This is a genomic window from Comamonas brasiliensis (assembly GCF_018292285.1).
Classification (GTDB): Bacteria; Pseudomonadota; Gammaproteobacteria; order Burkholderiales; family Burkholderiaceae_C; genus Comamonas; species Comamonas brasiliensis.
This window is the reverse complement of record NZ_JAANES010000001.1, coordinates 1,115,253-1,128,537: the sequence shown is the minus strand read 5'-3', so window position 1 is coordinate 1,128,537 and position 13,285 is coordinate 1,115,253. Positions and strand designations below refer to the sequence as shown.

General features: G+C 64.1%; 10 protein-coding genes. 1 reads left to right on the top strand and 9 read right to left on the bottom strand.

Annotation, left to right across the window (positions count from 1 at the left end):
• Positions 1 to 20: 20 nt before the first annotated feature.
• The 7 genes from DJFAAGMI_RS05065 to DJFAAGMI_RS05035 form a co-directional block, all read right to left on the bottom strand.
• The gene (locus DJFAAGMI_RS05065; protein WP_211456181.1) at positions 21 to 1,058 is read right to left on the bottom strand and encodes an acyl-CoA dehydrogenase family protein; all 1,038 of its coding nucleotides are present in this window, start codon (positions 1,056 to 1,058) and stop codon (positions 21 to 23) included.
• A gap of 14 nt (positions 1,059 to 1,072) precedes the next feature.
• Entirely contained in the window at positions 1,073 to 2,230 is a 1,158-nt protein-coding gene (locus tag DJFAAGMI_RS05060; protein WP_211456180.1) for an acyl-CoA dehydrogenase family protein, read from the bottom strand.
• 14 nt (positions 2,231 to 2,244) lie between these two features.
• Positions 2,245 to 3,237, bottom strand: a complete 993-nt coding sequence (locus tag DJFAAGMI_RS05055) for a Bug family tripartite tricarboxylate transporter substrate binding protein (protein ID WP_211456179.1) — start codon at positions 3,235 to 3,237, stop codon at positions 2,245 to 2,247.
• Between the two features lie 78 nt (positions 3,238 to 3,315).
• Positions 3,316 to 3,825, bottom strand: coding sequence for a MaoC family dehydratase (locus tag DJFAAGMI_RS05050; protein ID WP_211456178.1), 510 nt, complete (start codon positions 3,823 to 3,825; stop codon positions 3,316 to 3,318).
• A gap of 25 nt (positions 3,826 to 3,850) precedes the next feature.
• On the bottom strand, positions 3,851 to 5,080 hold the full coding sequence (locus DJFAAGMI_RS05045) for a CaiB/BaiF CoA transferase family protein (RefSeq protein ID WP_211456177.1): 1,230 nt from the start codon (positions 5,078 to 5,080) through the stop codon (positions 3,851 to 3,853).
• A complete protein-coding gene (locus DJFAAGMI_RS05040; RefSeq protein ID WP_211456176.1) occupies positions 5,077 to 6,324 on the bottom strand; it encodes a CaiB/BaiF CoA transferase family protein in 1,248 nt (415 codons plus the stop codon). The genes DJFAAGMI_RS05045 and DJFAAGMI_RS05040 overlap by 4 nt, the downstream gene beginning before the upstream one ends.
• The gene (locus DJFAAGMI_RS05035; RefSeq protein WP_211456175.1) at positions 6,321 to 7,301 is read right to left on the bottom strand and encodes a Bug family tripartite tricarboxylate transporter substrate binding protein; all 981 of its coding nucleotides are present in this window, start codon (positions 7,299 to 7,301) and stop codon (positions 6,321 to 6,323) included. The genes DJFAAGMI_RS05040 and DJFAAGMI_RS05035 overlap by 4 nt, the downstream gene beginning before the upstream one ends.
• A 114-nt stretch (positions 7,302 to 7,415) precedes the next feature.
• Between DJFAAGMI_RS05035 and DJFAAGMI_RS05030 the strand changes: the two genes are divergently transcribed.
• The gene (locus DJFAAGMI_RS05030) at positions 7,416 to 8,324 is read left to right on the top strand and encodes a LysR substrate-binding domain-containing protein (protein WP_211456174.1); all 909 of its coding nucleotides are present in this window, start codon (positions 7,416 to 7,418) and stop codon (positions 8,322 to 8,324) included.
• 36 nt (positions 8,325 to 8,360) lie between these two features.
• Here DJFAAGMI_RS05030 and dnaE read toward each other — a convergent pair whose 3' ends face one another.
• Positions 8,361 to 11,771: a DNA polymerase III subunit alpha gene (dnaE, locus tag DJFAAGMI_RS05025; protein ID WP_211456173.1), complete on the bottom strand. Its 3,411-nt coding sequence runs from the start codon at positions 11,769 to 11,771 to the stop codon at positions 8,361 to 8,363.
• Positions 11,764 to 13,284, bottom strand: coding sequence for a DNA polymerase Y subunit UmuC family protein (locus tag DJFAAGMI_RS05020; RefSeq protein ID WP_211456172.1), 1,521 nt, complete (start codon positions 13,282 to 13,284; stop codon positions 11,764 to 11,766). The genes dnaE and DJFAAGMI_RS05020 overlap by 8 nt, the downstream gene beginning before the upstream one ends.
• Position 13,285 lies beyond the last annotated feature (1 nt).

Genomic DNA, 13,285 nt, shown 5'->3' with positions numbered 1-13,285 from the left:
TCCGTAATTGTTGAGTTGCTTCAAGCCAGGGCCTCGACATCGGTGATCTGTCGGATCAGATCCAGTGTCATGCCCTCGTGCGACATCAGGGCCTGCCCTGCCAGTACCTGCCAATAGGCTTCGCTGCCGGCTGTCAGGCGCCATGCATGCAATCTGCGGGTGAACAGCTGCAAGTCATATTCTTCGGTGAAGCCAATCGCGCCATGAATCGCATGCGCAAGCTCGGTGACCACCAAAGCCGCCTCGCTGCAGCGAGCCTTGGCGACGGCCACACGTAATCTGTCAGGCACGATGCCGTCACCGCTGCAACCGAGCTGAGCCGCCATGCGGGCGGCAAAAACATGCTCGCTCATGACTGCCAGCTGATGCTGGATCGCCTGAAACTTCCCGATAGCACGCCCAAACTGCTGACGCTCGTTCGCATATTGCAAGCTGCGCTGGAACACGTCACGCATGGCCCCCGCCATCTGCGCGGCCACCACGGTGGCCTGCAGGCTCCGGGCATCGAATTGCGGCCCGGGCCGGATGACGCTGGCGGCCCGCAACTGCTCGGGCGCCCAGGTCAACGAGGCGTCAAGCACCAGAGCGTGCGGCACAAGGCCAGCCTGAGACACGCTCAGCAGATACCAGACCCCGGCTTCTTCTGGCAATTGAACGAGCACCGAGTCCGCTACTTGCCCGCCTCGCACCAGCGCGCAATGCAAACCTCCATCGGCCTGCACCGTACCCTGCGCCAGCGCAATGCTGCCGGCCGGGCAAGCCATATCCGCCTGCGCCAGCATGGCCCGTGCCAGCATGGTCTCTCCCAGAGGCAGAGGCAGGGCGTGAGCTCCACATTGCTCGAGCACGCCAAATATCTCGCTCAAACCCAGACCGGCACCGCCCTCTTCTTCGGCCAGCAAGGCATCGGCCAAGCCGGTTTCCTCCAGCTGCTGCCATAGTCGGCCGACAGCCGCTGAGCGGCTATCGGCGCTCTCGATCTCGCGAATCACCTGAGGGGTGCACCAGTCTGCCAGCACCTTGCGCGCGGCATCTGCAAACAAATCGTTATTGCTCATGAACTTGTCTCCGATCAGCGCAAACCCAGGCCACGGGCGATCATGCCGCGCAGAATGTCACGCGTGCCACCGCGCAAGGAAAACGAGGGAGAAGCTTCGGTGACGTACTTGAGCGTCAGCAGCAGCTCCACCGGTACATCCTCGGCCGGCCGGGCAAACAGCTCTTCGGCAATGGCCGCCGGGATCATCTGCTCCAGTGTCGTGCCCAGCTCCTTGACCAGCGCGGCTTCGACGACAGGACTTGCTCCCTGGGTCAGTTTCTGCTGCACGGATACCGACATCGCGCGCAGCGGTGCCAGTTGCGTCAGCACCTTGCCCGCAAGCCGAATGCCCGATTCGGTGCGACCCTGCGGCGTGCGTGCATACTGCAGCCATTGATCGAACAGCACGATGCTGGAGAACAGCCGCTCCGGGCCGCTGCGCTCGAAAGCGAGTTCGGCGGTCACCTGTTCCCATCCCTGTCCTTCGGCGCCGATCAGCGCATCGGCAGACAGCTGCACATTCTCGAAAAAAACCTCGCAGAAATGGCTGTCACCCGATAGATCCTGGATGGGGCGCACCGTGACACCGGGCAATGTTAGGTCCACGATGACTTGCGACAAGCCCTTGTGGCGGTCCTCGGCACTGCCGGAGGTTCGCACCAGGGCAATCATGTACTGACAGTGATGCGCGTTGGTAGTCCAGATCTTCTGGCCATTGAGCAAGAAACCCTGCTCGTTGGGAAGCGCTCTAGTCCTCACACTTGCCAGATCCGATCCGGCATTGGGCTCGCTCATACCGATACAGAAAAACACCTCGCCACGACAGACTTTGGGAATGTAGAACTGCTTTTGTGCTTCCGTACCGTATTTGAGGATCAGCGGCGCACTCTGACGATCGGCAATCCAGTGCGAACCCACCGGCGCACCGAAGTTCAGGCATTCCTCCACCAGCACATAGCGGGCGAATGCACTGCGCTCGCCTCCACCATAAGCCTTGGGCAAGGTCATGCCGATCCAGCCCTTTTCCCCCAGCTTGCGGCTGAGGACCGGGTCATATCCGCTCCAGGATTTGGCGCGGACATGCGCAGGAATGTCTTTGACTGCGTCCTGCAGAAAAGCACGCACCTCGGCGCGCAGTGCCTCGCCTTCCGGCGGGATGCCTGTCAGGCTCAGTCCATCGAGAATGGTCATCGTCTTGCTTTCTCTCAGTCCAGGGACACGCCCGTGCTTTTGACAACGCCTGCCCAGCGCTTGATTTCGCTCTGTATGTATTCGCCGTAGGCCTTGGGCGTGGATCCCAGCGGCTCGGTGCCCTGCACGCGCAGCTTCTCCAGCACCCCGGGGTTCCTGAGGGCCTTCATCAGCTCGGCATTCAGGCGCTCCACGATCGCATCGGGCGTTTTGGCGGGCACCATCACGCCTTGCCAGGCACCGGCCTCGAACCCGGTCATGCCGCTTTCGGCCAGCGTAGGCGCCTTGGGGAAATTGGGAATCCGTCCGGCCGTGCTGACGGCCAGCAGCCGGAGCCTGCCGTCCTTGATGAAAGGCGCCACCGAATTGATGGTGTCGGTCATGAAATCGATCTGGCCAGCCACCAGGTCCACGTCGGCAGGGGCGCTGCCTTTGTAAGGCACATGACTTGCATCCATGTTGTAGTGCTGCACCACCTGAAAAGCCGCCAGGTGCGTGACATTGCCGTTGCCCGCCGAGCCGTAGGAGAGCTTGCCTTTGTGGTCCTGGGCGTACTTCACAAGCTCCTGCACGGTGTTGACAGGCAGCTTGGGATTGACGACAAGCCCCAGCGGCACCACCGCCGTCAAGGCCACGGGGCGCAGGTCCCGGCTCACGTCATAGCTCTGCTTTTTGTAGAGCGAGGGGCTCAGTGCAATCGAGGAGGTGTTGTAGAGCACGGTGTAGCCGTCGGCCGGCGCCTTGGCCACCAGCGCATTGCCGATGTTGCCGTTGGCACCAGGCCGGTTGTCCACGATGACCGACTGACCCAGTTGCTGGCCTACCTGCTGCGCCAGCACCCTTGCCACCATGTCCGTGGGACCGCCGGGCGGGAAAGGGACGATCAGCGTGATCGGCTTGCTGGGCCAGTTGTCCTGCGCCTGCACCGCACCGCACACGGCCAGCGCGGCAACGGCCGGCGCGGCAACGGCGAGCAGCGAGGACCGACGTGAAAATCGATAACTCATCTTGTGTCTCCTGTAGTTTTCTCATCTCGGCACACTGGAAAGTGCGCACCGGTGCAACGGCTGCGCAGCAGCGCGGACCTAAGCTCCACGGCCGGCCAGCAGGCGCACGGCGGTATAGACCATCACCTGCTGGCGACGCTGGTTGTAGACCTCGATCCGCGAACTCACCACTGCGCGACCGCCTTTGCTTGTTGGCTTGATGCCGATCACCTCGACAAGCGCCTCAATGGTGTCTCCCACCACCACGGGAGCCAGAATCTTCTGGTGCAGCTCAAGCATGGCCAGGCCCGTGCCCTGGATCATGCTTTGCAGGATGAAGCCTTCGATCAAGGTATAGGTGAGCGCGCCCGGCACCGGACGGCCCTGAATGGCACCGCCGTCATAGCCGTCCTCGATGAAGATCGCCTCGAGCATGCCCGTGGTGTTGATGAAGTTGACCAGGTCGGTCTCGGTCACCGTACGGCGAAAGGTGCGCAGTTGCTGGCCTACCCGCAGGTCCTGCCAGACAAAACCCTGGCCCATGCGCGGCGTGTCTGCCAGCGCCGCGGCACGGTTTTCAGTGGATGAAATCAAATTGCTCACGCTCATTCTGTCTCCGCTTCATGCTGTTTGTTCAGCAGTCCTTCGACTGCAAGGCCGCAATGCGCGCGTCGTCCCAGCCGGCCTCGCGCAGCAATGCCTGTGTGTGCTCGCCCAGGCGTGGGGGCATGCCTATGGGTGGCTGGGTGCCGTTGATGCGCACGGACGAACGCGGAAATTTCACAACCCCCATCGCTGCATCTTTCTTCTCGACAAAAAAACCGGTGGCTTGCAAGTGCGGGTCATGGGGCAGATCGTCCATACGTGTCACTGGGGCTGCCGGAATCTCCAGCTGTTCGCAGCTGGCCAGCCAATAGGCTGTGTCCTTTTGCGCCACGTAGCCGCTCATCGTCTCCAGCAGCTCGGCGATGTGGCGGGTGCGCATCGCCTGGGTGGCAAAGCGCTGGTCCTGTGCCAGGTCGGGCTGACCGACGGCCGCAAAGAAACGGCGCCAGTGCGCATCGGTGTAGGGCATCAGGCAGACATGGCCGTCCAGCGTCCTGTAGGGCTTGCGCCAGGGCGCCATCACGCGCGGATAGCCCGCGCCACTCTGTGCGGGTGTGAAATGCATGCCGTAGAAATGTTCCACCAGGTTGAAGCCCGCCATGGTTTCGTACATGGGCACTTCCACATAGCAGCCCTCGCCCCTGCGTTCGCGCTGGTAGAGCGCCGCCAGCACCGCATGCGCGGCCACCAGAGCGCAGGTCTTGTCGGCCGCAATCGTGGGCAGATAGCGGGCCTCGCCCGTCTGGCGCTGCATGAGATCGGCCAGGCCACTCATGCCCTGGATCACGTCGTCATATGCAGGCTGCCCGGCATAGGGGCCGTCTTCGCCAAAACCGTGCAGGCCCACATAGATGAGGCGCGGGTATTGCTTGCGCAGACTGTCCGGATCAAGCCCGAGCCTGGCCAGCTTTTGCGGGCGCATGCTGTGCATGAGCACATCGGCGCCCTGCAACAGCGCATGCAGCGCGGCTTGCGCCTGCTCTTGCTTGAGGTCCAGCACCACACTTTTCTTGCTGCGGTTGGAGCCCATGAACATGGCCGCCATGCCAGGCTCCAGTGCCGGGCCGGTGTGGCGCGTGGAGTCGCCCTCCGGCGGCTCAATCTTGATCACCTCGGCGCCGTAGTCGGCCAGCACCTGGCTGGCCATGGGGCCGAAAATCACGCTGGAAAGGTCCAGCACCCGCACCCCTGACAATGCCCCCAGGGCTTCGTCCTGACCCGCATTGCGCGTGTGCTTCATTGATTCCTGGCTGCTCATCCCAATACTCCGCTGTCCCGATAGACCTGCATTTGCTGAGCAGACAGACTCAGATGGCGCTCCAGCAGCTCTTGTGTGTGCTGGCCCAGCTGAGGCGGTGCATGGCGGTACGTCACCGGTGTGTCCGACAAACGGATGGGGCTGGCGACCAACGGCACCTGGCCCGCCTTGGGGTGTGTCATGGCGATCTGCATGCCACGGGCCCTGACCTGCGGATCCTCAAAAACCTCCCGCACCGTGTTGATGGGACCGCAAGGTACGGCGTGCTGCTCCAGCAGCTGCACCCAGGCCTTGGTACTTCGCGTGAGCGTCACGCGGCGGATCATTTCCACCAGCTCGGCTCTATGGGCCAGCCGCGCCGCATTGCTCCGAAAGCGCTCGTCCTCGGCCCATTCGCTCCTGCCTGCCGCCTGGCAGAAGCGGGCAAACTGGCCGTCATTGCCCACGGCCAGGATCATGTGGCCGTCTTCGGTCGGGAACTCCTGGTAGGGCACCGTGTTCGGATGCGCGTTGCCCATGCGCTGAGGCACCTGATCCCCGTACAGATAGTTCATGCTCTGGTTGGCCAGACAGGCCACGCCGACATCGAGCAAAGCCAGATCTATGTGCTGGCCGCGCCCCGTATGCTCGCGGGCCTGCAGGGCCGCCAGAATTGCCGTGCTGGCATATAGCCCGGTGAGGATGTCGGTCAGCGCCACGCCAACCTTCATGGGGCCGCCTCCAGGCTGGCCATCGGCATGGCCCGAAATACTCATCAGCCCTCCCATGCCCTGGATCAGAAAGTCATAACCCGCACGATGCGCATAGGGGCCGTCCTGACCAAAGCCCGTTACCGAGCAGTAGACAAGGCGGGGATTCAGGGCACTGAGGCTCGCGTAATCAAGCCCGTACTGCGCCAGACCGCCAGTCTTGAAGTTCTCGATCAGCACATCGCATCGGGCCGCCAGCTGACGCACGATCTCCTGGCCTTCGCCGCGGGTGAAGTCCACGGAAATCGACTGCTTGTTGCGGTTGGTGCACATATAGTAGGCCGACTCCCCCGTCGGCAGGCCTTCGGGGTCGGCCACATAGGGCGGGCCCCAGGCACGCGTGTCGTCACCGCTGCCGGGTCTTTCCACCTTGATCACCTCGGCGCCCAGATCACCCAGGGTCTGTGCAGCCCACGGGCCCGCCAATACCCGCGAAAGATCGAGCACCTTGATGTGCTGCAGCGCCTGTGCCGGCCGGCTGTCATTGGCTTTCATTGCAGCGGAACCTTGGCCTTGACGACGATGCGCTTCCACAGCGCGATTTCGTTCTTCTGAAATTCATGCATCTGTGCCGGGCCGCCGGTCATGGGAATGGCCCCCAGGCGCTCGTAGAAGGCACGGGTTTCATCCATCTTCGAGATGGCGGTGAAAAGCTCGGCGAGCCTGGCAGTCTCGGCGGCTGGTGTCTTGGCGCTCACCATGGCACCCACCCAGGTGTAGGCCTCGAATCCCGGCAGGCCGGCCTCGGTGGCCGTGGGTATCTCGGGGGAGGTGCTCACGCGCTTGTCGGAGGCCACCGCCAGGATCTTGACGCGCCCTCCCCGGGCCAGTTCCTGCACTGCCGTGACTTCCGCGAAGGTGTAGTCCACCGTCCCTGAAGCGACGGCCGTGGTGGTCTCCCCTGCGCCCTTGAACGGGACATGCACGGTTTCGATCCTGGCAGTGTCGTTGAGCAGCTCGCCCATCAGCTGATAGCCTGCCGAGCCGGCCCCGAAATTCACCTTCCCCGGGTTGGCCCTGGCATGGCTGATCAGGCCCTTCAGGTCGGAGTAGGCCGCTTGGGGCGCGACGGCCAACATGGCCGGCGAGCGCATCATCATGGTCAGCGGCGCAAAGTCCGTTAAGGGATCGTAGGGCAGATGCCTGAACAGCGCCGCATTCACCGCCAGCGTTGAATTGCTGCCAATGAACACGGTATAGCCATCTGCGGGCGCCGACAGCACCTGCTTGACGGCGATGAAGCCATTGGCTCCGGCCTTGTTTTCCACGACCACGGGCTGGCCTGTGAGCTCCTGAAGCTTGCGCCCGAAATAGCGTGCCGAGGTGTCGGTGCCGCTGCCCGGACCAAAGGGCACGATGAGCTTGATCGGCTTGGAAGGGAAGGCCTGGACCTGAGCCATGGAGGGCATGCCGGCGCCGAGCAGGCCGTAGCCCAGCAAGGCCGCCAGCAGGTATCTGCGTGCTTGCTTCAAGTTTGTCTCCTGATACGGAATTGCTGCCGTGTTTTTCTTGTGAGCTCACTTTAGGCAGGCGCAAAATTAATGTCTAATATTAAAAATTTCATTTCTGATATCCATTGAATATCAATGAACCTGAAGCAACTGAACCAGTTCATCGCTCTGGCCGAGACCGGCAACTTCCACCGTGCCGCAGAGCAGTTGCATATGGCTCAGCCGCCGCTGTCCATCTCGATTCGCAAGCTGGAGGAGGAGCTGGGCAGCGCCCTGTTCGATCGCACCAGCACCGGCGTCGTGCTGACGCCTGCCGGCAAGGCCATGCTGGAGAGCGCTCGTGCCACCCTGTTTCATGCCGAGCAATGTCGCCAGGCTGTGCGCGATACCAGGGAAGGCGTGGGCGGCCTGATACGGCTGGGCTTTGTCGGCTCGGCCACCTACGAACTGCTGCCGCGCCTGATCCCATCGTTTCGCGACCGCTACCCCAAGGTGGGACTGGAGTTCTATGAAGCGACCAGTGCCGAAATCCTGGAAGGGCTGACGACCCGGCGCTTTGATGCCGGCCTGCTTCGCTACCCCGTTCTGGAGCTTGACGAAGGTATTGAACTCACGCCGCTGGATCAGGACGAGTTCGTGCTGGCCGTCTCGGACAGCAGTCCCCTGGCGCAGCGCGATGCCATCGCTCTGTCCGAGGCGGCTCACGAGCCCTTTGTGATGTATCCGCAGGACACGGTACCCAGTCTCGCCGCGCTGGCCAAGCTACGCTGCCAGCAATCGGGCTTCACCCCCCGCATCGCCCAGGAGGCCATGCAGGTGCAAACCATCATGAGCCTGGTGGCTTCCGGCCTGGGCGTGGGACTGGTGGCAGGCGTATCGCACCTTGTTCAGCCACGCGGCGTGAAATGCCTGCCCTTGCTGGACAACCCGCCCGGCTTTCATGTGGGCATCGCACTGGTGCACTCGACCGTACCGGGCAGCCGGGCCGTGGAAAAGCTCATTGAACATGCGCTGCAACATGCCAAGCTGCCGACAGCGCCCTGATTTCGCAGCGGCCAGCGCGCACCGGCCTCGGCGGGCTCAATGAAAATCCCGGCTGTTCAGTCCGACCTCGGCAAACCGCCCCAGCCAGCGGGTCACATTCCTGGCCTTCATCACGACCAGATGGCGAACCGCTGGTTCATCCCCTGTCTGGGCCGCAGGCATATCCCCTGCTGATTCCGACGCCTCCAGTTGCGGGGCCGTGCTGCGCTGCCAGATGCCCTCCACGGCCAGCAGACGCGAGGCCAGCAACGCGGAGCGCCAGCGGGCAAAGGTCTGGCTCCAGACCACCAGGTTGATGACACCGGTTTCGTCTTCCAGCGTGATGAACAGCGTGCCGTTGGCGGTAGGTGGGCGCTGGCGCACGGTAACGATGCCGCAGGCGCGTACCTTCTGGCCTGGCAGCATATGACGCAGCTCGGCAGCGGTCTTCAACCCATGGCGCTCCAGCCTGGAACGCAGCAAGGCCAGCGGGTGGCGGCGCAGGCTCAGGCCGGTGGCGGCATAGTCGAACATGATTTCCTCGCCCTCGGCGGCCTGGGGCAGCTCAAGCCTCGGCTCATGAATGGCGGCCTGCGCAAAAATGGGCGGCAGACTGATCTGCGCAGCAGCATCCCACATCTGCTGGCGGCGGTGACCGGCCAGGCTGCGCAGCGCATCCGCCGCGGCCAGGGCTTCCATATCCGCCTTGTCCAGCCGGGCCCGGATGGCCAGATCGCTCACGTCCTTCCACGCAGCCTGCGCAGCTTCACCTTCGATCCGCAGCGCTGCGGCCTTGCCCAGCTTGGCAACCCGGTTCAGCCCCAGGCGCACGGCCGGCTGGGGCTGGGCCACACCGCGCATGGCTTGCAGAGGGCCTTCCAGCGTGCAATGCCAGTGGCTATGACAGACATCGACCGGCAGCACGCGCACTCCGTGCCGGCGCGCATCCTGCACCAGCTGTGACGGCGAATAAAAGCCCATGGGCTGGGCATTGAGCAGCGCCTGCAGAAAGATGGCCGGCTCATGGCGCTTGAGCCAGGCGCTCGCATAGGCCAGCAGCGCAAAGCTGTAGGCATGGCTTTCGGGGAAGCCATATTCACCAAAGCCCAGCATCTGCGCAAAGATGGCCTGAGCGAATTCCAGCCTGTAGCCACGCGCCACCATACCGTCGATCAACGGGCGCTCGAACTTGTGTACGCCGCCCTTGCGCTTCCAGGCCGCCATGGAACGGCGCAGCTCATCGGCCTTGCCGGCCGAAAACTTGGCAGCATCCATAGCGATCTGCATCACCTGTTCCTGGAAAATGGGCACGCCCAGGGTTCTCAGCAAGGCATTTTCAAGCTCCGGGTCTGGAAGCTTCAGCGCAAGCCCCCTGCGTTCGCGCTCGCGCGCCAGCAGATAGGGGTGGACCATGCCGCCCTGAATCGGGCCGGGGCGCACGATGGCAACCTCGACCACCAGATCATAGAAGGTGCGCGGCTGCAGGCGCGGCAGCATGCTCATCTGGGCGCGGCTTTCGATCTGGAAAGTGCCCACGGTATCGGCCTGGCAAATCATCTCGTAGGTCGCGGCATCCTCCTGCGGAATCTGGTGCAGCTCCCATAGCTCGCCGCGCCAGCGGGCGCGCTCGTTCAGGGCATTTCGCAACATGGTGAGCATGCCCAGGGCCAGTACATCGACCTTGAGCAGGCCCACGACATCGAGATCGTCCTTGTCCCACTGGATGACGGAGCGCTTGGCCATCGTGGCAGGCTCCACAGGCACCAGACGCGTGAGCTTGCCCTCGGTCAGCACAAAGCCGCCCACATGCTGGCTGAGGTGGCGCGGGCTGTCCTTGAGCTGCCAGGACAGCTCTATCCAGAGGCGCAGCCGATGCTCGCTCACTGCGCAATTCATTTCGCGTGCCAGCACCTCGGCTTCCTGGAGCTTGCGCTGCACCCAGTCTTCGGGCAAAGCTTCGAGCGCCTGGTCCTCCTTTGCCGCATCCGCCGTCTCGGCATGCGTCTGTGCTTGCGCCTGGGCATGCTCGCTGAACCAGTACTGCCCCTTGGCCAGGGCATCGATCAGATCGGCCGGCAGGCCCAGCGCCTTGCCCACATCGCGCAGCGCGCTGCGGCTGCGCCAGCAGCTGACCACGGCCGTGAGCGCGGCGCGATCGCGCCCATATTTGCCGTAGATGTACTGGATGACCTCTTCGCGCCGCGCATGCTCGAAGTCCACATCGATATCGGGCGGCTCGCCGCGCTCCTTGCTGATAAAGCGCTCGAACAGCAGATTGCCACCATGCGGGTTTACCGCGGTGATACCCAGGCAGTAGCAGACCGCAGAATTGGCCGCCGAGCCACGCCCCTGGCAGAGAATGCCGACGCTGCGCGCATAGCGCACGATGTCATGCACGGTGAGAAAGTACATCTCATACTTCTTGTCCTCGATCAGTGCCAATTCTTTGTGCAGCTGATCGCGCACCTTCTTGGGAATGCCCTGGGGATAGCGTCCCGCCGCGCCCTCCCAGGTCAGCCAGGCCAGGGTCTGCGTGGCCGTCATGCCGGCCAGCACGCTCTCCCTCGGATAGTGGTAGCGGATCTCGTCCAGGCTGAAGCTGCAGCGCCCGGCCAGCTCCAGCGTCGCCTCCAGCATGGCCCTGGGATAGAGCGAAGCCAGCCTCAGACGCGAGCGCAGATGCCGCTCGGCATTGGGCTGCAGCGCAAAGCCGCATTCGGCCACGGTGCGCCCCAGGCGGATAGCCGTGACCACATCCTGCAGGGGCTTGCGCGAGCGCGCATGCATATGGACATCGCCACAGGCCAGCAAGCGCAGCCCCAGCGCCGCGCCCGCCTGCTGCAGGGTCTGCAGCCACAGGCTGTCGTCGGGCGCCAGGTGCAGCTCCACACCCAGCCAGAGGTTTTCAGCATCAAGATAGCCTGAAACGCTTTCCAGGCAAGCGGTTACAGCTATCAAATCCGATGCATGCAGCTTCCCGCGCTGCGGCAGCAGCAGGCACTCGCAGCCTTGATTCAGCAGCTGCCAGGGGCTGGATTCATCGACCAGATACTCCCCTTTGGCAGCCCGGCTGCGTGCAGCGGTGATGAATTCACAGAGATTGCCCCAGCCTTGCAGATCACGCACCAGCACCACAATCCTGAGCGGACCCCAGGCGAATTCGCTGCCATGGATCAGATGCAGGCCGCAGTCCCGCGCCGCTTCAAAGGCGCGCACGGCACCGGCTACCGAGCATTCGTCGGTCAGCGCCAGCGCCGCATAGCCCAGGCTTTTGGCCCGGTACACCAGCTCGGCAGGCGATGAAGCACCGCGCAGGAAACTGAAATGCGAGAGACAGTGCAGCTCGGCATAGGCCAGCGGCCCTCTGCCCATGCCTTGAGCCACGGGACTGGCCGGTATCGCGGCAGGCGGCGGCCCCGCCAGCCGCAGAGAGGGAGCGGGCGGCTCGGCCGTGAGCTGCTCAGCCATACATGCCTTGCGCGAACCAGCTGGCGGGGCTGGATGTCATGCCCATCAGGTGTTCGCTACGGACGCGCTCGCGGTAAATCCAGACATGTCCGACCACGGCGTTATAGGCCACGAAATAGTCACGCTCGGCGAGGCCGGCTGGCGCGCCGGCCTGGGCATTGGCAGACGCATCACCAGCAGCATCCCACCAGCCGGACTCCAGCCTGTAGGGCCCGGCCCTGAGCTGCAGCGGCCCGTGCCATTGGGGACGATTGCCCTGCACGGGCAAGGCCTCGGGCTGGGGCAGCAGCCAGGGCGGCCACAGGGCTTGCCAGGGGTCGGCACAGCCGGGTTGACGGCCGCGATGCGTGCCTTGCTGCCTGAGCTGCGCTCCTGCTCCAGCCTGGGTCGCGTCTCTTGCAGCAGGATTCTTGCTCGGCAGCAGAGGCGCAGCAGCTTGCCAGCGCTGCATGCGCTCGGGGCGGTGGTCGGCCAGTGGCTGCACCATCTGCACGGCCTCCTCCCCCCAGCGGGCGCTCAGGCGTTCCACCCATTCATGCCAGGCAAGACTGTCCGACGGGCTCTGGCCCTGGGCGGCAGGCAGGCAGCTCAGCGGCTCGGCCGCCCAGGGAACCGTCTCCAGTGCCTGCAACTCCAGCATGTCCACGGGTGCGCGCCAGCGCTGCTGGCCCAGGTGCTCACGCAGCAGGCGCTGCAGATGCGCCATGCCCTGCGTGGGCTGGGCCGTGCGGATGACAAGCGATTCCCAGGCCGGCAGCTCCTGGCCGTCGATACGGCGCAGATCATGGTGCCAGCGCAATTGCAGTGCCAGCACCGCATGGTGACGGGCCTGCAGCCAGGACTGCAGCGCGCGCAACAGCGGCTGCGCGGCATGGAGCACGGCATCGGCATGGTGAGCCGGATAACCCAGATCATGGCGCAGCTCGAATTGCTGAGGCAGTTGCAACCAGTCAAGCGGCTGGGGCAGCAGACCATAGGCCTCGTCGAGCACACGCAGAGCCTTGGCTCCAATGCGGCGTGACAGCCCCGCGCGCGGCAGTGAGCGCACATCGCCCCAGCACCGGCAGCCCAGGCGCAGCAGCACGGCGCTGTGCTGCTCCAGGGCGCTCAGCGTCCATAGCGGCAGCGCATCGGCATGCGGCGATGACTCAGGCACGGACAAAGGAACAGGGACGGAGCCGCAAGGCCGGCCCTGCTGCAGCCGCAGCCGTGCCAATGCCTGCCAGGCCGTTCCGCCCTGTCCGCGCAGCGGCTGCAATGCCGCATCCCCGCCCTCTGACTCATGGAAGCCGGCCTGGCAGGCTTGCGCAAAAGCACTGTCCAGCAGCGCCAGCAAGGCATCGGTCCCGCCCCAAAGACGCTGCACCATGCTGGTCTCCATAAGCAAGGCGTCTTCGAGCAAGGCCACACGCGGCGAAAACTCCAGCGCCCACCAGCAGGCACTCTCGGGCACCGGACTTGACTCGCTCAGGCAGGCCAGAGGCCAGGCTATCCAGTGCTCTGCACTGCCCATC

What these genes read in the sequence shown, in the direction of transcription:
- DJFAAGMI_RS05065 (WP_211456181.1), bottom strand. Translation starts at nt 1,058, where the DNA reads ATGAGCAATAACGATTTGTTTGCAGATGCCGCGCGCAAGGTGCTGGCA.
- DJFAAGMI_RS05060 (WP_211456180.1), bottom strand. Translation starts at nt 2,230, where the DNA reads ATGACCATTCTCGATGGACTGAGCCTGACAGGCATCCCGCCGGAAGGC.
- DJFAAGMI_RS05055 (WP_211456179.1), bottom strand. Translation starts at nt 3,237, where the DNA reads ATGAGTTATCGATTTTCACGTCGGTCCTCGCTGCTCGCCGTTGCCGCG.
- DJFAAGMI_RS05050 (WP_211456178.1), bottom strand. Translation starts at nt 3,825, where the DNA reads ATGAGCGTGAGCAATTTGATTTCATCCACTGAAAACCGTGCCGCGGCG.
- DJFAAGMI_RS05045 (WP_211456177.1), bottom strand. Translation starts at nt 5,080, where the DNA reads ATGAGCAGCCAGGAATCAATGAAGCACACGCGCAATGCGGGTCAGGAC.
- DJFAAGMI_RS05040 (WP_211456176.1), bottom strand. Translation starts at nt 6,324, where the DNA reads ATGAAAGCCAATGACAGCCGGCCGGCACAGGCGCTGCAGCACATCAAG.
- DJFAAGMI_RS05030 (WP_211456174.1), top strand. Translation starts at nt 7,416, where the DNA reads ATGAACCTGAAGCAACTGAACCAGTTCATCGCTCTGGCCGAGACCGGC.
- dnaE (WP_211456173.1), bottom strand. Translation starts at nt 11,771, where the DNA reads ATGGCTGAGCAGCTCACGGCCGAGCCGCCCGCTCCCTCTCTGCGGCTG.
- DJFAAGMI_RS05020 (WP_211456172.1), bottom strand. Translation starts at nt 13,284, where the DNA reads ATGGGCAGTGCAGAGCACTGGATAGCCTGGCCTCTGGCCTGCCTGAGC.